The 18203-nt window shown below is 56.7% G+C and carries 20 protein-coding genes; 9 read left to right on the top strand and 11 right to left on the bottom strand.

From position 1 onward, the window contains the following. Window positions 1-72: 72 nt before the first annotated feature. Window positions 73-354: a hypothetical protein gene (locus Q1K07_RS07675; RefSeq protein ID WP_300309512.1), complete on the top strand. Its 282-nt coding sequence runs from the start codon at window positions 73-75 to the stop codon at window positions 352-354. A 294-nt stretch (window positions 355-648) separates the two neighbouring features. On the opposite strand, the gene Q1K07_RS07670 is transcribed toward Q1K07_RS07675, so the two are convergent. Together Q1K07_RS07670 and Q1K07_RS07665 are read right to left on the bottom strand one after the other, a co-directional pair. Continuing rightward, on the bottom strand, window positions 649-894 hold the full coding sequence (locus Q1K07_RS07670) for a hypothetical protein (RefSeq protein WP_149284735.1): 246 nt from the start codon (window positions 892-894) through the stop codon (window positions 649-651). A 719-nt stretch (window positions 895-1613) separates the two neighbouring features. Further along, on the bottom strand, window positions 1614-3785 hold the full coding sequence (locus Q1K07_RS07665; protein ID WP_300309511.1) for a TonB-dependent siderophore receptor: 2172 nt from the start codon (window positions 3783-3785) through the stop codon (window positions 1614-1616). Between the two features lie 216 nt (window positions 3786-4001). On the opposite strand from Q1K07_RS07665, the gene Q1K07_RS07660 reads away from it, so the two are divergent. The 8 genes from Q1K07_RS07660 (at window position 4002) to Q1K07_RS07625 (ending at window position 8387) form a co-directional block, all read left to right on the top strand. Continuing rightward, a complete protein-coding gene (locus tag Q1K07_RS07660) occupies window positions 4002-4367 on the top strand; it encodes a hypothetical protein (RefSeq protein WP_205423482.1) in 366 nt (121 codons plus the stop codon). A 112-nt stretch (window positions 4368-4479) separates the two neighbouring features. Then, a complete protein-coding gene (locus Q1K07_RS07655) occupies window positions 4480-5145 on the top strand; it encodes a metallophosphoesterase (RefSeq protein ID WP_300309510.1) in 666 nt (221 codons plus the stop codon). 332 nt (window positions 5146-5477) lie between these two features. Continuing rightward, window positions 5478-6149: a Bax inhibitor-1/YccA family protein gene (locus Q1K07_RS07650; RefSeq protein ID WP_300309509.1), complete on the top strand. Its 672-nt coding sequence runs from the start codon at window positions 5478-5480 to the stop codon at window positions 6147-6149. Between the two features lie 86 nt (window positions 6150-6235). Continuing rightward, window positions 6236-6628: a sulfurtransferase complex subunit TusD gene (gene tusD, locus Q1K07_RS07645; RefSeq protein WP_300309508.1), complete on the top strand. Its 393-nt coding sequence runs from the start codon at window positions 6236-6238 to the stop codon at window positions 6626-6628. A 59-nt stretch (window positions 6629-6687) separates the two neighbouring features. Continuing rightward, window positions 6688-7068 carry a DsrE family protein gene (locus tag Q1K07_RS07640; protein WP_300309507.1) on the top strand — a complete coding sequence of 127 codons (381 nt, stop codon included), beginning with the start codon at window positions 6688-6690 and terminating at the stop codon, window positions 7066-7068. 10 nt (window positions 7069-7078) lie between these two features. Next, window positions 7079-7369, top strand: coding sequence for a sulfurtransferase complex subunit TusB (gene tusB / locus Q1K07_RS07635; protein WP_300309506.1), 291 nt, complete (start codon window positions 7079-7081; stop codon window positions 7367-7369). 81 nt (window positions 7370-7450) lie between these two features. Next, on the top strand, window positions 7451-7804 hold the full coding sequence (locus tag Q1K07_RS07630; RefSeq protein WP_300309505.1) for a TusE/DsrC/DsvC family sulfur relay protein: 354 nt from the start codon (window positions 7451-7453) through the stop codon (window positions 7802-7804). 13 nt (window positions 7805-7817) lie between these two features. Then, entirely contained in the window at window positions 7818-8387 is a 570-nt protein-coding gene (locus Q1K07_RS07625) for an ACP phosphodiesterase (RefSeq protein WP_300309504.1), read from the top strand. Between the two features lie 11 nt (window positions 8388-8398). Here the strand turns inward: Q1K07_RS07625 and glp are convergent, their stop codons facing one another. The 9 genes from glp to Q1K07_RS07580 form a co-directional block, all read right to left on the bottom strand. Then, a complete protein-coding gene (gene glp / locus Q1K07_RS07620) occupies window positions 8399-9640 on the bottom strand; it encodes a gephyrin-like molybdotransferase Glp (protein ID WP_149284744.1) in 1242 nt (413 codons plus the stop codon). Next, on the bottom strand, window positions 9630-10160 hold the full coding sequence (moaB, locus tag Q1K07_RS07615; RefSeq protein WP_300309503.1) for a molybdenum cofactor biosynthesis protein B: 531 nt from the start codon (window positions 10158-10160) through the stop codon (window positions 9630-9632). The genes glp and moaB overlap by 11 nt, the downstream gene beginning before the upstream one ends. Then, window positions 10157-10480 carry a DUF1244 domain-containing protein gene (locus Q1K07_RS07610; RefSeq protein ID WP_149284746.1) on the bottom strand — a complete coding sequence of 108 codons (324 nt, stop codon included), beginning with the start codon at window positions 10478-10480 and terminating at the stop codon, window positions 10157-10159. Before Q1K07_RS07610 ends, moaB begins: the two co-directional genes overlap by 4 nt. A gap of 204 nt (window positions 10481-10684) precedes the next feature. Then, the gene (locus Q1K07_RS07605; protein WP_300309502.1) at window positions 10685-11782 is read right to left on the bottom strand and encodes a formate dehydrogenase subunit gamma; all 1098 of its coding nucleotides are present in this window, start codon (window positions 11780-11782) and stop codon (window positions 10685-10687) included. Between the two features lie 10 nt (window positions 11783-11792). Continuing rightward, complete coding sequence (gene fdh3B, locus Q1K07_RS07600; protein WP_300309501.1) at window positions 11793-12413, bottom strand: formate dehydrogenase FDH3 subunit beta; 621 nt, start codon at window positions 12411-12413, stop codon at window positions 11793-11795. A 16-nt stretch (window positions 12414-12429) separates the two neighbouring features. Continuing rightward, the gene (locus tag Q1K07_RS07595) at window positions 12430-15300 is read right to left on the bottom strand and encodes a formate dehydrogenase subunit alpha (protein WP_300309500.1); all 2871 of its coding nucleotides are present in this window, start codon (window positions 15298-15300) and stop codon (window positions 12430-12432) included. 10 nt (window positions 15301-15310) lie between these two features. Beyond that, window positions 15311-15529: a twin-arginine translocation signal domain-containing protein gene (locus Q1K07_RS07590; protein ID WP_149284750.1), complete on the bottom strand. Its 219-nt coding sequence runs from the start codon at window positions 15527-15529 to the stop codon at window positions 15311-15313. Next, window positions 15526-16302, bottom strand: coding sequence for a molecular chaperone TorD family protein (locus Q1K07_RS07585; RefSeq protein WP_149284751.1), 777 nt, complete (start codon window positions 16300-16302; stop codon window positions 15526-15528). Before Q1K07_RS07585 ends, Q1K07_RS07590 begins: the two co-directional genes overlap by 4 nt. Window positions 16303-16305: 3 nt before the next feature. Continuing rightward, window positions 16306-18060 (bottom strand): 4Fe-4S binding protein, encoded by a 1755-nt coding sequence (locus Q1K07_RS07580; RefSeq protein ID WP_300309499.1) that lies wholly within the window; start codon window positions 18058-18060, stop codon window positions 16306-16308. Between the last annotated feature and the right edge of the window lie 143 nt (window positions 18061-18203).

Below are 18203 nucleotides of genomic sequence, written 5' to 3'. Positions count from 1 at the left end.
AGTGGGCGACAGATGTGGTGGGGTAGGCAAGACGGCTAGCATAGGAACATGAGACAACGGTAGGAGCCACTCATGCGCATGACTCATCTATTGCTAAGCGCCGTCATCGCTATCACCTTGGCTGGGTGCGCCTATCATCCGGCTCGCATTGAACCGGTACCAGGCATCATCATCGATGATGACGTTTGGTATGGTCATGACCACGATGACTGGGAGCACAGGAAAGAATGGGAGAAGGATCGTAAAGAGTGGGAAAAGGATCGCAGGGAATGGGAGAAAGAGCAGCATAAGGAGTGGCGCGAGCGGCAGAAAGAGCGCCGAAAGTGGGAGAAGGAACGCAGGAAGAAAAACTGAACAAACGATGGTTTCTATATGCCGGGGCTCCTGTTTGGAGCCCCGGCGTTTCATTTTCTGAGAGCAAAAATTCCCAGAAAGAAAAGGGTGCCGAATAGCAGCACCTGGCTGATATTTTTTCTTTGCAGGTGCTCTCCTATCGATTCCTCACCCCTTGCCGGTGATTGGCCTCGCTATGCTCAGTCTCGAGGATGATGGCGCAGATCTGGTCAATCGATGCCAATGGCGTTTCAGCGCCTCATTCATCCTGAGCCCAATATGCAAAGGCCAGATCGATGGAGTCCCTGCTGGCCGTTAGTGCTTCAGAAGATCCTCTCCTTCACCGTCTGTGCTTTCCAGCCTGTCAGCCGCTTCTAGCAGTTTCTTTGCCAGCTCTCGAGCCTGTTCGGATTTTAGCGCGAACATCTGTGTCGCCATTCCCTCTTCAGAGTTTTGAGGCGGGTGGCTCGAGTAATCGAACTTCAAGGCAACGAGGCCGTGAGAATGGCTAGTACCAAGTTGCCATCCTGCAACGGGGTGGAGAGAAATATCTTGCGCCATGTCGGTATTCCTTCTGATTGCGTGAGAGCTCTCAGTGTATCGGTCAACGACATGGTCGCCTATACCGGCAAAGGTTCTGTAGCGCGACAGCCCTGCATGGCTGAGTGCTTTCAGAGGCCGAAGGTGCCGAGTTTGAGAAGGAAGCAGCTTTGAACATAGGAAACGTGATGAGAGGTAGAAGTCAATCGCCTGGAGAGGGGCATCTTTGGTGCTTCTTGTTCAACAAAACCAGATGGCTATCACAAAACCAGGTGACTATCTGATTTAGTTTTTCGTATTGGATGATCCTTCGGCGACGTAGTATCCCTTGTCTCTGATACACGCACGTCACTACCTCAGTTCTCGTTTTCTTTCCTATGCTGAAAAGTCTATATCGCTATGCAGGGAGAGGCATATGGCGAATGACAATAGGGTCGTGTGTAGTCTTTGTGGTAGCTCATCCTTCCTCTACCCCAAGGAAGGTGACGAGGACAAGAATGTGTATTGCGCGGATTGCATGACCTTGATAGGCCGTTACAACCCGGTAGAACCTCAACAGGTATCTTCAATCGTATTCCCTGTTCCCTCCGACAGGGCTCATCCTTAGATCTCTGTCTCTGTACCACCGGGCGCCGGCTTGTTCTGTCGGCACCCGGTGGTCGTGGCAGGTCTGTCGTGTAGCAGCATCTATCAGGCGCAGTCTTGGCTTCGACAGATGCTGAACCGCTCAGGTGCTTACATCACCAGTGATAGCGCAGGGTAGCCTGCAGTGAGCGCCCTTCACCATAGAATGCTGCATTCTGGCTAAAGGTGTTGACGTAGGAGACGTACTCCCGGTCGAAGAGGTTGCTTGCGTTCAGCGAGAGGTCCAGGTTGGGTGTCAGCGCGTAATTCGCCATGACATCGACCAGCGTGTAAGAGCTGACCTTTTCGCTATTGGCATCATCCACGTAGGTCGAGCCAACGAAGCGTGTTCCCGCACCGAAGGTCAGGTCGCCTCGGCTGCCGCGGCCAGGGAAGGTATAGTCTGCCCATACAGAGGCCATGTGTTCGGGTACCAGCAAGGGGCGGTTGCCCTCGTTACCACCGATGCCATCTTCCACGATCTCCGAATCCCAATAGGAGTATGCCGCGGTCATGTTGAACCGGTCGTTGAACGCCATCTTGCTTTCCAGCTCGATGCCTCGCACATTGACTTCGCCCGTCTGGCGGTAGAGGTTGGGCGCCACCTGGCTTGTAACGTTGGTCTGGGTCAGGTCGAAGAGCGAAGCGGTGAAGAGTGCATTGGTATCCCTTGGACGGTATTTCACGCCCACTTCGTACTGTTCGCCTTCCTGTGGTTCGGCATGACCGGATATCAAGGTGCGGCTGCTCGGCGGCTGGAACGACTCGGAGTAGTTGGCGTAAAGGGAAAGGTCGTCCAGCGCCTTGTAGGTCAAGCCAATACGCTTGGTGAAGGCGTAATCGTTGGCATCATCAGTCGCTGTATCCGTACTGACATCGTCATAGCGTCCACCCAGGGTCAGAATCCAGCGGTCATCAAAGGCCAGTTCCTCCTGGAGATAGAACCCTTGTGTGATCTGCGTCTGATCGAAATAGGTCGGGGCGTCCAGCTCGATACAGGCTCTACCGCAGTAACTGGGGTTGTGAATATCAATGCCGCCAGCAGTTCCCAGGCGCTGCGTTTCATTGACATCGTCATGGGTGTAGTCGAACCCGACCAGCGTGCGGCTGCCAACGCTGTTGAACTGCGTGTCATATTGAAGCTGGTTATCGATGGCGTATTGATCCCGCTCACCATCGACGGCAAACGCTGTGCGGCTAAGAGCAGGGTCGATGGCATCGAGGTATACGCTCTTGTAATCGAGATCCAGGTGCGTGTAGCGAGCATTCTGGCGGAATGCCAGGCCATTGCCGAAGTCATGCTCGAACAGGTAGCCAATGTTGCGTTCGGTAGTGTCCATGCCATCGAAATCCGGTTCCCCAAGAAACGCCTCGGGGTCGATGCCAGCACCGAGGGGGATGGATTGGGAAGCATTGCTGTCACGCTTGTTGAAATCTGCCAGCAACGTGAGAGAAGTCGCATCGTTTGGCTTGTAGGTGACGGCTGGGGCGAAGTAGAAACGATCATCCTGTGTATGATCGGCGCTGCGATCTGCATCCTGCCACTTGGTGGTAATGCGGTAGCTCCACTTGCCTGCTTCGTCTACCGGGCCGCCGAAATCTGCACCGACCTCAGCATGATCATCCGTGCCCAACGTGGTATAGACTTCGCCGAATGGATAGTCCAGCGGACGTTTAGTGATGGCATTGACGATACCGCCTGGGGCATTCAAGCCAAACAGTGAAGATGTGGAGCCTTTTAACACGTCGATACGCTGCAGCCCGTAAGGTTCAAGCTTGCTACCGGTGAAATTGACCGTCCTTCGAGTCAAACCGTCACGATACGTGCCCAGCGAGGTGCTGTTGAAACCTCGGATCATGAAGAAGTCATAGCGATTATCCGAGGCGTACTGATCGGCCGAAACACCTGCTGTGTAAGAAAGTGCCTGCTCCAGGCTGTGGACATTGCGCGTACGCATCTCCTCTTCGGTGATGACGGATACGGCACTGGAGAGGTCAAGGATATCGGTGTCGGTCTTGGAACCCGTGGTCGTACTTTTGGCGACGATGCTGGAATCCGGGCCAACGGGGCTATCTTCCATCGCGTCAGCCTTGATGACGATCGTGTCGAGTTCTGTCGTGTCTGGCTCGGACGCGTCGTTGGTGGATTGTGCAGCGGCGGGTACTGTGAACCAGAGTGGGGTCGAGGAAAGCAGAGCCAAGGAAAGTGCTCGCCCGGGGGTGAGGCGAGTGGTAGGCAAGACCTGCCTATGCGTCAGATTCCTCGCATGGCGGACCGGATTTATCATTGGTGGTTGTTCCTTGAAGATCGATCTATGACGCGGCGAAGGTTAGCTAGTACGCTAACTAACGATCAGGAATTGTGTGGAGGTCGTGTATTATTGTCAATAAATATGCAAATTATTATCATTAAGAATAATTTTCCGCATGCTGCCAGAAAGACCCATATAAGAGATCCCACTTGTCTGAGCTGATATGGACCAGATTTCATAAGGAGAAGTGAAGTGGCATCAGATTACCCAACGCCGACTTTTGGTAATGCTGGCGCAGCATCGAAAGATACCCGTGGCTGGTTTTTCGGGCATTTCATGCCCGGAGAAGACAGCCCTTTGCGGACTGAAGATGTGGAGCTGAAATGGTTCACGCATGCAAAAGGGGAAACCCGTTCCGAGTGGGCGCCGGGCAACCCTGTCAGGACGCTTAATATCCTGATTCGCGGACATTTCGTGCTGCTTTTCCCAGACAGGGAAGTCGTGCTTAAAGAGGAGGGGGACTTTGTGCTCTTTGGGCCTGATACGCCGCATTCCTTTCGTTCTGAAGAAGAGTCTCTTGTCTTGACGGTACGCTGGCCCTCCATTCCCCCTCAATGAACCTCGGGCGATCAAGGCTATTCTCGATCGAGCGAACTGGATGTGGTTATCGTTGGACTTATGGCGTGCGATGGGGTCAAAGGGTATTGGAAAGCGTCGAGGGGGCGATCGAGTGAATCAGCTAACGATCCAGCGCCATGGCACCAATACGGAGGGGCGTGACTTCTTTGTCGGCGACATCCATGGTCAATATGGTCTTCTGCTGGAGGCCATGGCGCGAGTCGGATTCAACAAGCAGTGTGACCGTATGTTCTCCGTGGGAGACCTCATCGACCGAGGAAAAGAGAGTTATCAGTGCCTGTCATTGGCCTTCGAACCATGGTTCCACGGTGTGCGAGGCAATCATGAAATGCTCGCCCATGATGCCTTGCTTGCACCTGACGAAGATGGCCGAGCATTCTTGTTCTGGGTGATGAACGGTGGCACCTGGATACATGGCGAGAGCTTGAAAGAAGTGTCATCCGTACTGGCCGATGCGCTTGAGCACCTTCCGTATGCCAGAGAAGTCGCGACTGCTGGCAAGCGGGTGGGCATTGTTCATGCTGAACCGCCCGAAGATTGGACGCAGCTTGAAAGCACGGACCCGCATACGCTTCTCTGGGGGCGTAACCGGATTCACCAGGAAGATACCACCCATGTGGTCAACATCGATGACGTTGTTGTTGGCCATACCATTCTGTATGAGCCTGTTGTCATGGGTAATGTCCACTATATCGATACCGGTGCCTTCTATACCGGTCGGCTCACGCTGGCCCAGGCAGAAGACTTGCTGGGGTGAAATCACCGTCTTTTCAGCCTTGCGCTTCATTTTCTCCTAAATGGTCGATATGTACTGGAGTCGATGCGCCACTGGAATAGTGAATATGCAGATGTAATGCTTAATATGTCTTTGGCCGATGGCCGGATATGATCATTTTCGACATGAAGTCTGCAGAAAGAGGAAAAATTTTTCATTTAAAGGAAACAGTGTTCGATCCTTTATTCATGGGGACTGTCACTAACCTGGCGCGCAATTTGCGTTGAAAGCCTATGCCGCAGCAGCTTGCGTCAGGAACCTGTGATCGGCATTCTGTGTCTCATAGCTATTCCACAACAGGGAGCTTTGTATACATGGCTTACCATGAGTCACAGGTGAATCGTCAGGCCTCCACGCAGGTGACTGCGACAAACAAGGTGCTACGCAACACCTACGGCTTGCTGGCGATGACACTGCTGTTCTCTGCGGTGACCGCAGGCGCTGCTATTGCCCTTGGCGTCGAGCGAATGAACATTCTGGTGTTCTTCATCGGTGCATATGGCCTGATGTTTCTGGTCCACAAGACGGCCAACTCCGCCATGGGGTTGCTGGCGACTTTTGCGTTTACCGGCTTCATGGGCTTTACGCTGGGTCCCATCCTCAATGCCTATCTAACGTTGGCCAATGGCCCTCAACTGATCATGACGGCACTGGCCATGACGGGATTGACCTTCGTCGGCCTGTCTGCCGTGGCCCTGATCACACGCAAGGATTTCAGTTTCCTCGCCAACTTCATGATGGCCGGTGCCATCGTGCTGATTCTGGCCATGGTCGCGGCCTTGATCTTCAACATTTCTTCGCTGTCACTGATGGTGTCCGCAGGCTTCGTGTTGTTCTCTTCTGCTGCCATTCTGTTCCAGACTAGCGAGATTGTGCATCGTTCTGGCGAGACCAACTATATTCTCGCCACCATCACGCTGTACGTATCGATCTACAATCTGTTTGTCAGCCTGCTGTCACTGTTGGGCGTCGTCAGCCAAGACTAACCTTCCATATAGCGTTGACACTGCTGGCCCCGCCGAATGGCGGGGCCAGTGCGTTATGCTGAGGATAAATGAAATGAGAGGAAGCTATGCGTTACGGAATTCTTCTTCTTGGTGCTCCCTATAGTCGCCAGGCATCTCATAGCGCATTGAGATTTGCCCGGGCGCTGGTGGCCAAGGGCCATATCCTGGATAGCGTATTCTTCTATCACGACGGGGTGTACAACGCAGCACGCCTTGCCGCCCCTCCCCAGGATGAACCCCATCTGATGGATGGCTGGAAAGCCCTGCATGACGAGCATGGCGTCAAACTGGATGTGTGTATCGCTGCCGCATTGCGCCGAGGTCTGCTCAATGAAACAGAGGCCAGCCGGCATGGCAAGGAAGGATACAGTATTGAAGCACCCTTTGCTTTGACTGGGCTGGGGCAACTGGTAGACCTTGGATTGCGTTGTGACAGACTGATCACCTTTGCTCCATAAACATTTGCCCCATGAGCAAGAGGGGCTTTGCAAAAGAAGCTGAAGAGGAAGTGCGTGCCATGAATGACACTCAGACTGATCTCCAGGGGGATCTGCTGGTGATTCTGCGTCATGGCCCTCATGGCAGCAGCCTGCTGCGTGAAGGATTGGATATGGCGCTGGTCGCTGCCGCGTTTGGCCGCAGGGTGTCATTGTTGTTCATGGGCACTGGCTGCACGGCACTGGTGTCGGGCCAGGGGCAGGGCCCACTGGGGCAGAAAGGCACCCAGGCGACGCTGAACATGCTGGAGATGTATGATATCGAGACATTGCTGGTCGAGTCCGAAGCCATGCACGCTCTTGGCCTTAAAGCCTGCGATCTCTCTCTACCGGTAATCGAAGTGTCTCCTGCGCAGATTCAGGCTGCCATGACGACACATCGACTGGTGGCGACTTTTTGAGGACGTTGTCATGAACTTGCATACATTGAACCGTTCTCCTGCCGACAGCCGGGTGTATCAGCAGACATTGCAGGCCATGGGGCACGACGATCAATTGCTGCTGATCGAAGATGGTGTACAGGGAGCACTGCCGCAACTGGTACGTTACTTCGAGGACGTTGAAGGGCGTGTCTATGCCCTCAAGGAAGATCTTGAAGCCCGCGGATTGCTGGGTCTTTGTGCAGATAACGTCCATGTCGTTGATGTTGATGGATTCATCGAACTGACCGAACAGGCCGACAAGACCATCACCTGGTATTGAGATAATGCAGCCGGGTCCCTTGAACACTGGGACAATGCGCCAGCAAGGCAATGCATCTCCGAATGTCACAGAAGAGGCAATATGGCGAGTAGTGAAATCGCGCGCTATCTGAGCGTCGCTGGGCAGCGTGTCGCGCTGGATCCTGAAGGCTACCTGGTGGATCTTGATCAATGGTCACCTGAAGTGGCCCAGGCCCTGGCGGATGAGGAGAACCTCCGTCTTGAGCCAGCGCACTGGGAAGTGATCGAGGTGCTGCGGGATTTTTACCAGCGCTTTGAACAGGCTCCCGCCATGCGGCCGTTGGTAAAGGCCGTGGGCATGAGCCTGGGCAAGGACAAGGCCAGCTCGATCTACCTGATGAAGCTTTTCCCTGGCAGCCCTGCCAAGATCGGCGCGCGCCTGGCAGGGCTGCCCAAGCCAGCCAATTGTCTCTGATGCGCTCTCGTTCATGAATTTCCTGGCCCATGCCTGGCTCGCACGTCACGGTAGCGACGCCTTCCTGTACGGTAATCTGGTGGCTGATGGCATCAAGGGGGGCGATCTGACAGGATTGCCCGATGATGCCGCACAAGGTGTGCGGCATCACCGACGAGTCGATGCCTATGTCGATGCCCATCCTGTGGTACTGAACGCACGGCGGCGTTCACCCCATGGGCTCCAGCGTTATTCCGGCATTGCCCTGGACCTGGTCTGGGATCACTTCCTGTGCCGCCATCTTGCCGTTGAAGACAGGGACGAATTGATCGAACGTTGTTACATCATTCTCATGCAGAAACCCGCTCCCGCACGTCTCAAGGAGATGGTGCCAATCCTGGTTCGGGAAGACTGGCTGCGCGCCTATGCCGATTTCGATTTTACCTGCCGGGCCATTCGCGGCATCGGTACGCGCCTGTCCGGTCCCAATCGACTGGCAGAGCTCTTGCCCCATCTGCGTCACGAGTATCCACGCCTGGAAAGGGACTTCCAGGCGCTATGGACGGATACTAGCGAATATCTCACTGCTCGTTCGGGAGCCTGAGCGTATCCGGGTCAGAACAGCTTGAGCCACATGCACTCGATGCGATCCCCTCTGACGATCTGGCTGTGAGGTGGGATGACCGCCAGGGCGTCAGCATTGATACAGGATGACAGCACCCCCGAGTTCTGATCGCTGAAGGCCTCGGCTGTCATGCCATCCGGGGTGAAGTTCAACTGCACTCTCATGTAATGCTGGCGTGGCCCCGTGGAGGTGCTGAAAGCGCTGGTCGCCCACAACCTGGGAAGATCCTTGAGAGACGGGCATCCCAACAGTGCTCCGATAAGCGGACGCAGGAACAGCCAAGCGCCAACAAAACAGGACACGGGATTGCCCGGCAGACCGATAAAGCGAGCCGATCGATTGTCCTCACCGGTTGGCAGACGGCCCAGTGCCAGCGGTTTGCCAGGACGTATGGCCAGACGCCACAGGTCCAGCTCTCCGAGGCTTTCCAATGCTGCCTTGACGTGGTCTTCTTCACCTACGCTGACGCCACCGGTGGAAATCACCACATCTGCAATGCTCGCCGCTTCTGCCAGGCATTCCTGGGTGCTGGCAAGGCTGTCTGGCACGCTGCGTGTCAACACCACTTCGGCACCGAAGTGTGTGAGCAAGTTGACCAGCATCGGACGGTTGGAGTTATAGATCTGGCCCGGCGCCAAGGCCTGCCCCGGATCGACGATTTCGTCACCGGTCGACAGCAGAGCAACGCGTGGGCGGCGGATGACATTGACCTGAGTAATACCCTGGCCAGCCAGATGTCCCAATGCCGCTGCATCCAGGCGAGTGCCGGCAGGCAGTAACACGTGGCCCCGAGTGACATCTCGTCCCTGGCGGCGCACGTTGTCTCCTGCCGGTACATCAGGCGGGATGACCGCGTGGCCGTCATCAAGGACAACCTTCTCCTGCATCACGACACAGTCGGCACCTGCCGGCAGAGCGCCTCCTGTGAAAATACGTGCACAATAGCCCCGCTGTAGCCGGCTGGGCGCATCGCCTGCCGCGATCCGTTCCATGATGGGGAGACGTTGCCCTGCATCGTCATGGTGTAGGGCGTAGCCATCCATGGCGCTGTTGTCGAAGGGAGGAATGTCGAGTGTCGCGATGACATCCTGAGCCAATACCCGGTCTGCTGCATCGATCACATCCACGCTTTCATGACCCAGCAGCATGGCATCGCGCAGCAGAGTCTCCAGGGCCTGTTCGATAGGCTGGAGAGGAGATTCAATAGGTGGAAGAGGGGCTTCAGACGTCATGGGTGCCACGCTCCGGAATGACCAGGTTGGCGAAGTTGCAGGGACGATGACGACTGTCCAGCTGTTCAGCGAGGATGCCATCCCAGGCGGTACGGCAGGCGCCAGTCGATCCTGGCAGGCAGAAGACTACGGTAGCGTTCGCCATCCCGCCCAGGCAACGACTCTGTACCGTAGAGCTACCGATTTCCTGGTACGAAAGCTGACGAAAGAGTTCGCCGAAGCCTTCGATGCGCTTGTCGAGCAGAGCTCCTACGGCTTCTGGAGTGGAGTCCCTGCCGGTGAAGCCCGTACCGCCTGTGGTCAGGATGACCTGAACTTCCGGATCAGCAATCCAGGCGGATACGATAGCCCGGATCTGATAGACATCGTCGGGCACGATACGCTTGTCAGCGAGATGGTGTCCTGCAGAGCTCAGGCGTTCAACCAGCGCCTGACCACTGCGATCAGTGTCTTCGGTTCTTGTATCGGATACCGTCAGTACGGCAACCTTCAACCCGATCATGTCTTCCTGACGCATCATGACTCCCGCTTTGCAGCCTTGGCCTGCTGGTGGGCCTCGAAGGCTGCCATCTGCTCTGGCGTGGCCTTGGCCTGGTACTTGTCCTTCCACTCGCTGTAAGGCATTCCATAGACATACTCGCGAGCCGTTTCGTAGTCCAATGTCTGGCCACGTTCTTCTGCAGCAGTGACCAGCCACTTGGACAGGCAGTTACGGCAGAAGTCGGCCAGGATCATCAGGTCGATGTTCTGTACATCCTTGCGATTATCGAGATGGCTCAGCAAGCGGCGAAAAGCAGCGGCTTCCAGCTCGGTGCGGGTAGCGTCATCAAGGTGCTGCATGGTGATCTCCGGGTGAATAGGGCTAACACCCTTGATAGTAACGCAGCGGCCGCTCAAGCACACCGGTACGAGAGCGTCCTTGTCCAGGGTTTTCGTATTCCTGGCCATTTCATCCCGGTGGACGATCCGCAACGTCCGGCATATACGCCACCGCCCCGGCAACGCCGGGGCGGTGGGGCTAGCAGGGAGGCAAAAAACGCTCGTTCAGGTAGGTCGTGCAGGGTCGGGGCCCGGATTGTCATGCTTGCTGTCTGCATGTCCTTTGCTGGTTTCCAGGCGTTCGCCGTCTACTGCCTGGTCCTTCACTTCTTCATACCACAGGTTGTGATGCTGCTTGGCCCAGCTTTCGTCGACATACCCTGTGGCCATGCCTTCCAGGGCACCCTCAGTGCCCAGTGTGCCGATATATATATGACCAAGGGCAACCGCCGTCAGGCCCAGGGCGCCAATGGCATGAATGATGTTGGCCCATTGCATGGTATCGCGAGTCTGCTGGTAGTTGGGGAAATCCATTACCAGACCGCTGGCGATGACGACGATGCCGGCAGTGGCGAGCAACCAGAACCAGATCTTTTCGCCAGCATTGGCGAAGCCTGCATCGGGATGGCCCTTGCCCACCATGCCGCCGCCCTTGCGCAGCCATTCGAAATCCTCGCGCTTGGGCCAGTTGTGCTTGAGAAAACGCATCAGGATGATCACCAGCAGGATACCGAACAGCGGCCCCAGGTAATTATGCAGAAGCTTGGAGCCACTGATCATGGATGCCCAGAAGGCATCACCGAACAATGGCTTGAACAGGAACTTGCCGTACAGCAGATTCAGCCCGGTCAGTGCCAGCAGGATGAACAGGGTGGCGACAGACCAGTGCAGGGCACGATTGAGCGCTGACCAGCGCAGGATCTTGCGACCGCTACGTGGTTCCTCCAGCTGATTCTTGCCGACGATGAGATAGAACAGGGTGATCATCGCCAGCATGCCGCCGATGGCAATCAGGCCGAAGGGCGAGATCCACTTGTTGCGGATGAGGCGCCAGGTCTGGCCGCTGGGGTTGATCAGGTTATAGGTGGAATCATGACGTGAGTCGATGAAATTCTCGCCACTTTTTACCTGGCGCCAGGTATCGGCATCCATGGCTGGCACGGCACCGTTGATCTCCGCATCAGGATCTGCCGCGGTTGCCACATGGCTCAGCCCCAGCGCAACAAACAGCAGCAGCAAGGGCAGCAGAGACTGCAATATCCTCAGCAACCATGGTTGTTGCCTGGAATGCTGGAGTGGCCATGTCTGATTGATTGAGCGCATGGGTGCCTCCTCACGGTTTGCGAGTGGCATCGGATGCCATGTTGTCGATGGCCGATGGTGCATCTCCGAGCTTCGACCAGGCGCCATCCTTGTGGCCGCGCCTGACGACGCGCTCACGGAAGATATCGGCAATGGTCTGGGCATCACCCGCCAGCAGGGCCTTGGTCGAACACATTTCGGCGCAAAGCGGCAGCTTGCCTTCACGAATACGGTTGGCGCCGTACTTCATGTATTCTTCTTCGGGATTATCGGCAGGGCCTCCTGCGCAGAACGTACACTTGTCCATCTTGCCGCGCTCACCAAAGGCGCCTTGCTGCGGGAATTGCGGCGCGCCGAAGGGGCAGGCATATAGGCAATAACCACAGCCGATACACAGGTCCTTGTCGTGCAGCACGATGCCGTCATCGGTCTTGTAGAAGCAGTCAGTGGGACACACCGCCATGCACGGTGCATCATCGCAATGCATGCAGGCCACTGAGATGGACACTTCTGTCGGCTCACCGTCATTGAGCGTGACAACCCGGCGGCGCTGGATACCCCATTCCGTTTCGTTGGCGTTCTTGCAGGCAGTGACGCAGCCGTTGCATTCAATACAGCGCTCAGCATCACACATGAATTTCATCTGAGCCATGTCGTATCTCCTTGAATCAGGCCGGTTCGATGCGGCACAGGGTGCATTTGGTTTCCTGCATCTGCGTCACCGAGTCATAGCCATAGGTGGTGGCGGTATTGGCCGCTTCACCAATGACATAGGGGCTGGAGCCTTCGGGATAGCGTTGCTCGAGACTTTCGCCCTGGAACATGCCACCGAAGTGGAAAGGCATGAACACCACGCCACGAGCAACTCGTGGGGTCACCATGGCCTTGACCTTGACCCGGCCACCTTCAGCACCCTCCACCCAGACCATGGCGCCGTTCTTCACGCCGATATCATTGGCCAGGGCAGGGTTGATCTCGACAAACATCTCCTGCTGCAGTTCAGCCAGCCAGGACATGGAACGGGTTTCTTCGCCACCGCCTTCGTATTCGACCAGGCGCCCGGAAGTGAGGATGATCGGATAGCGCTCAGTCACATCCTTCTGCTGGATGCTCTTGTACAGTGTCGGAAGACGAAAATGGGAGGCGACGTCGTTCCAGGTCGGATAATCCTCAACCAGATCGCGCCGAGAGGTGTACAGAGGCTCACGATGCTTGGGAATCGGATCGGGGAACGTCCACACGTTGCAGCGAGCCTTGGCGTTGCCGAAGGGAGCGCATTCGTGAGCGATGGCAACTCTCTGGATGCCGCCGGAAAGGTCGGTCTTCCAGTTCTTGCCATCGGCGGCACTCTTTTCTTCCTCTGTCAGCTCATCCCACCAGCCCAGATCCTTGAGCATATCGGCGGTAAACTCGGGATAGCCGTCCTCAAGATCAGAATCCTTGCTGAAGGAGCCATCGGCCAGAAGGGAAACGCCATCGCGTTCGATACCGAAACGGGCGCGGAAGGTCAGGCCACCTTGAGAAACCGGCAGGCTGGTATCGTACAGATTCGTTGTGCCTGGATGAGCAAACTCTGGTGTTCCCCAGCAGGGCCAGGGCAGGCCATAGTAATCACCATCTGCTGGTCCGCCTTCGGCCTTCAGGCTGCGAAAACTGAAGGTATGCCAATTCTGCTGATGGGCCTTGAGGCGTTCCGGACTCTGGCCTGTATAGCCCACTGTCCACATGCCGCGGTTGAACTCCCGGGTAATATCTTCGATCAAGGGTTCGTCGCCGTTTACCTGGATGTTCTTGAATAGCTGTTCGGCGAATCCCAGGCGTTTCGCCATCAGGTACATGATGACGTGGTCCGGCTTGGACTCGTACATCGGCTCGATGACCCTGTCACGCCATTGCAGGGAGCGGTTGGTGGCGGTGACGCTGCCGTAGGTTTCGAACTGAGTGGCAGCAGGGAGCAGATATACCCCATCACTGCGGCCGTGCATGACGGCGGCGACGGTCGGGTAAGGGTCGACGATGACCATCATTTCCAGAGCTTGCATGGCTTTTTGCATCTCGGGGCCGCGAGTCTGGGAGTTGACGGCATGTCCCCAGTAGAACATGGCCTTGAGGTTCGTGCGCTGAGAGATATCGGTGTCATCTTCCAGCACGCCGTCGACCCAGCGTGACACCGTGATACCGTTGGAGTTCATCGGGAAGCCGTCAGCATACTCTGTCTGATCGAATCGCTCCTTGAGCCACTCGTAATCGAGATCCCAGACCTTGGCCCAATGACGCCAGGCGCCTTCTTCAAGGCCGTAGTAGCCCGGCAGGGAATCCGAGGTCAGGCCAAGGTCAGTGGCACCCTGTACGTTGTCATGACCACGAAAAATGTTGGTACCACCGCCAGAAACGCCTAGGTTACCCAGGGCCAGTTCGAGAATGCAGTAGGCCCGGGTGTTGTTGTTGCCGGTGGTGTGCTGCGTGCCCCCCATGCACCAGACCACGCACCCAGGGCGATTCTTGGCCAGGATTTCGGCGGTGGAATACATCACGTCTTCCGGGATGCCGGTGATACGTTCGACTTCGCTGGGAGAGAAGTTGGCCACTTCGGCCCGCACTTCTTCCATGCCATAGACGCGCTGCTGAATGAACTCGGTGTCTTCCCAGTGATTCTCGAAAATGTGCCACAGGAGGCCCCAGATAAAGGCAACATCGGATCCTGGACGGATGCGAACATAGTGATCGGCCTTGGCAGCGGTTCGGGTAAAACGAGGATCGACAACGATGATTTCTGCCTGGCTGCGTTCCTTGGCCAGCAGAATATGCTGCATGGCTACCGGGTGGGCTTCACTGGGGTTAGAGCCGATGAACATGATCGAACGACTGTTCTGCAGGTCGTTGAGCGAGTTGGTCATCGCTCCATAACCCCATGTGTTGGCCACGCCTGCAACCGTGGTGGAGTGACAGATACGAGCCTGGTGGTCAGTATTGTTGGTGCCGGCCAGGGCCGCGAACTTGCGCATCAGATAGGCTTGTTCGTTGCTGAACTTGGCTGACCCCAGCCAATAGATGCTGTCTGGGCCATGCTGCTCGGTCAACTCCAGAACCCTGGAGCCAATCTCGTCAATGGCCTCTTCCCAGGACAGCCGCTGCCATTCGCCATCGACAAGCTTCATCGGATATTTCAGGCGCCGGGTGGAATGGCCATGTTCACGCAGTGAGGCACCTTTGGCGCAATGGGCGCCACGGTTGAAGGGATGGTCGAAAGCCGGCTCCTGCCGGGTCCAGACACCTTCCTGAACTTCGGCATAGACACCGCAGCCTACCGAGCAGTGAGAACAGACCGTGCGCTTGGTCTCGACTTCCGCCTCGCTGTAGGGCGTGCGTTCGGCGGCTTCGGCTCTGCGCATCATGGGCGTACCGAGCAGGCCAAGTCCGGCGAGCCCTCCGCCTGCCATGCTGCCACGTTTGAGGAACTGGCGGCGGGAGATACCGATGCCTGGAGCATGAGGCCGAGCCGAAGGCTGAGGCATCGAAGCGCGTTTCGTCAGTCGCATGAGAGTCTCCTCAATCTCGCAGGGAAGCGTAAAAGTCCCGGATATGCTGGGTTTCACGGTAGCCACCGGCTTGCTGGTCTCGAGATTCTTCGGCCTCGTCTTCCGCCTGGGCGAGGCTCACATGTGTGATGCCTGCTGCGACTCCCGCCGTGACAGACCCCACCCCGAGTACCTTGAGAAAACGACGGCGTTGAGGATCACTGCCTGTCGGCTGTACGGTCTTTTTCATCGCTCTCTCCTCATGTCATTGATAGTCGCAGTGGGCGTGACAATGCGCAGTGGCTGGCCAGCTTCGGCGTAACGGTTGACCAGGTCGTTGTAGCGTTCGTTTTCCAGGGTCATGAAGGCTTGCCCCAGGCTGCCCAGGGCTGAATAGAATGCAGTGTCGACCTGGCTCAGGTCGTGCAGGCAGCGTGACGCCCAAGGGGCAATATGGCGCTGGAAAAAGTCAGCAGCATGATGTTGGACGGCATGACGTGAAATGGCATCGCAGGCACTGGTCTCGCTTGTAGCGGCATGGGTCGAGCTGACGGCAGTCATTGCGACGGCTTCATCCTGCAGCAACATGACCATCACTTCGAAGAGGGCTCCGAGGTGGTCCTCGGGATCATGCTGATCCGTATTACGCTGTATGCCGAGTTGTCTGAGATCCTTGCGCAGATCGACCAGCGCGATATCCATCAGTTGACCGTTGCGGTACCAGGAGGCATAAGGCAATACATCTCCCTGGATGACACCGACAAGGTGACGAAAGTGCGCGCGCTCCAGGTGCTCGGCATCACTTTCGGCAGCGGCAGCGGCAAGGGCCTGCCAGGCGTGGCAAAGCGCTTCTTCAGACGGCGTCGGACTCGGATCGGGTTCCAGTTCCGCCAGCCAGCGCCGCAGCGCTTCCGTTGGAGGCTGGCGCAGTAGCGTGCCGAGCAGGGCGTAGACCTCTGCTCTCAGCTCACTGTCGCTGACTCCATGATCATCGATGTGATGATGCTGCACGTCGTTGTACATGGCTCATAGCCTCACGGGTGAGTCAGGATGATGGGCAAGTTCTTCCCAGATATCCTTGACCCGGCAGTCCTGACACATTTCCAGGCGTTTGGCCTGGGCACCGGAAAAGTAAGGATGTTCGGCAAGCTTTTTCTGTATGGCAGTGATAGTGCCGGTGTTGGCAAAAGGTTTTCCGCAATGGATACAGGCGAAAGGCTGATCTTCATGCAGCAACTGGTACTGAGTGCGCTCGGGGGCGGCGAGAAACCCGGGGACCAGGTGAATGACATGTTCCGGGCAGCTCTGTTCGCATAGGCCACACTGCACACAATCAGCCTCGCGAAAGCTCAGCCGAGGTGCATCCTGATCAGCGTTCAATGCCGGTGTCGGACAACTGGCCACGCAGCTCATGCACAGGGTGCATCCTTCACTATCTACCGTGATGGCGCCGAATGGACTATTGGATGGCAGAGAGTGACGTTCGCCATTCAGGTGGCCGTGTGCGGCGAGATGTTCGAGCACGCAGTTCAAGCGGGCTCGTTTGCTGGGAGCGTCATGTGATGTCCCGGAAGACCCTTGCAGTTCACCCTTGATGAGCCGTGTCGGCAGGGCATTGAAACGTGGCAAGTCTGCCTTCGGGGGAGCGTCGTCAGCGCCTCTCCATACCAGGCGCTCGGGCGAGAGGCCGATGGCCTCTAGAATGCCACGGGCTTGTGCGAGCTGGTCGTGCAGGTGTTGCTGAAGGCGCACAGGCATGTCGGAATAGGCCTGAATATGAACTTCACAGGCACCCGCAGCCAATGCGGTCAGCCATTGGTCACTGCCTGCTGTGCCGAGGTCTTCCAAGGGGACCTCGATGACGTGTCCAGGAAGGTCGGCGGCGGTCGCAGACGGTTCCGCCTGGACGAAGCGCATGATGGCATGGGAGCCACCGGCATCGTGATAGGCCGAAAGCCAGGCGACTAGAGTGTCTTGCTGCAGATGGCTCAGTGGCTGGCGGAACTCGATGGCACCGGTAGGACAGGCGCTGGAGCAGCTGCCGACGCCGTGGCAACGAAACGGATCAATATCGATGCGAGAGTCGATGCGTCCCTTGTGGCTGCTGATGGCATCTGCCGGACACACATCCAGGCACCGGGTACAGCCGGTGAAGCCACGTGTGGAGTGGGCGCATGCGTCGCTCGCAATCTGGAAGTAGCGAGGCTTGTCGAAGTCGCCGACCCAGTCGGGTAACGAAGCGAGAACGTCATTCCGCTCACCATTTGCTTCAGGTAGATGGAAATATCCGGGGGGAAGTAGCTCCAGTTCCAGGCAGGGAGGGGAGGCCAGATCCACCACCAGGTCAAAGGTGTCTCGGGAAACCAAGGCCTTGGCCAGATTGATGGAAGACTCTTTGGTGAGGGATCCTCCTGATAGCCAGGCACGAAAATCCCCAAGATGTCCTTCCAGCTTCAACCTATTGCGCTGCGATGAGAGCAGCGGTTGGATATGGATGGGAAGGGTGGAGCTGGATGTTTCAGCAAGGATCAGCAGGGCATCGTCCGGCATATCCGTGCAGATCAGCGTCAAGCTGGCCAATGACGAGTGGAGAGCCGGGTGGTCGGTGATGGCCGAATAAAGGGCTTCGCTGTCCCCTATCAGCAGTACATGCCCCTGGCTGGAATAGCTGACCTGGGTGTTGGCCAGGTTTATCGGCCAGGATATTTGCTCATAAGCTGCATCACGCGCACACCGGTTAACGCCTGCGTCTACCGGAACGAGGTCGATTCGTTGGTTCATATTGTCTCACGGTCGAGAACGGTGACTCATCGTTTTTATAATAAATTCACGAATGCCTGTGCTGACTCGTATAGGGTGCTGGCTCGTACATTCGTGCTTATTGATACCTCGCTTAAGTGTTGACGCTATTTGCCAATCCCGCC

Source organism: Halomonas sp. (assembly GCF_029263665.1).
In the GTDB taxonomy this organism is placed as follows: Bacteria; Pseudomonadota; Gammaproteobacteria; order Pseudomonadales; family Halomonadaceae; genus Halomonas.
Note: the sequence above shows the minus strand (reverse complement) of the source record. Positions and strands in the feature narration are given on the sequence as shown.

Coding starts and splice junctions, on each gene's coding strand:
- Q1K07_RS07650 (WP_300309509.1), top strand. CDS start 5,478: ATGGCTTACCATGAGTCACAGGTGAATCGTCAGGCCTCCACGCAGGTG.
- Q1K07_RS07665 (WP_300309511.1), bottom strand. CDS start 3,785: ATGATAAATCCGGTCCGCCATGCGAGGAATCTGACGCATAGGCAGGTC.
- Q1K07_RS07585 (WP_149284751.1), bottom strand. CDS start 16,302: ATGTACAACGACGTGCAGCATCATCACATCGATGATCATGGAGTCAGC.
- Q1K07_RS07675 (WP_300309512.1), top strand. CDS start 73: ATGCGCATGACTCATCTATTGCTAAGCGCCGTCATCGCTATCACCTTG.
- Q1K07_RS07670 (WP_149284735.1), bottom strand. CDS start 894: ATGGCGCAAGATATTTCTCTCCACCCCGTTGCAGGATGGCAACTTGGT.
- Q1K07_RS07625 (WP_300309504.1), top strand. CDS start 7,818: ATGAATTTCCTGGCCCATGCCTGGCTCGCACGTCACGGTAGCGACGCC.
- Q1K07_RS07590 (WP_149284750.1), bottom strand. CDS start 15,529: ATGAAAAAGACCGTACAGCCGACAGGCAGTGATCCTCAACGCCGTCGT.
- tusB (WP_300309506.1), top strand. CDS start 7,079: ATGAACTTGCATACATTGAACCGTTCTCCTGCCGACAGCCGGGTGTAT.
- glp (WP_149284744.1), bottom strand. CDS start 9,640: ATGACGTCTGAAGCCCCTCTTCCACCTATTGAATCTCCTCTCCAGCCT.
- Q1K07_RS07595 (WP_300309500.1), bottom strand. CDS start 15,300: ATGCGACTGACGAAACGCGCTTCGATGCCTCAGCCTTCGGCTCGGCCT.
- Q1K07_RS07605 (WP_300309502.1), bottom strand. CDS start 11,782: ATGCGCTCAATCAATCAGACATGGCCACTCCAGCATTCCAGGCAACAA.
- Q1K07_RS07580 (WP_300309499.1), bottom strand. CDS start 18,060: ATGAACCAACGAATCGACCTCGTTCCGGTAGACGCAGGCGTTAACCGG.
- Q1K07_RS07610 (WP_149284746.1), bottom strand. CDS start 10,480: ATGCAGCACCTTGATGACGCTACCCGCACCGAGCTGGAAGCCGCTGCT.
- Q1K07_RS07630 (WP_300309505.1), top strand. CDS start 7,451: ATGGCGAGTAGTGAAATCGCGCGCTATCTGAGCGTCGCTGGGCAGCGT.
- tusD (WP_300309508.1), top strand. CDS start 6,236: ATGCGTTACGGAATTCTTCTTCTTGGTGCTCCCTATAGTCGCCAGGCA.
- moaB (WP_300309503.1), bottom strand. CDS start 10,160: ATGATGCGTCAGGAAGACATGATCGGGTTGAAGGTTGCCGTACTGACG.
- Q1K07_RS07640 (WP_300309507.1), top strand. CDS start 6,688: ATGAATGACACTCAGACTGATCTCCAGGGGGATCTGCTGGTGATTCTG.
- fdh3B (WP_300309501.1), bottom strand. CDS start 12,413: ATGGCTCAGATGAAATTCATGTGTGATGCTGAGCGCTGTATTGAATGC.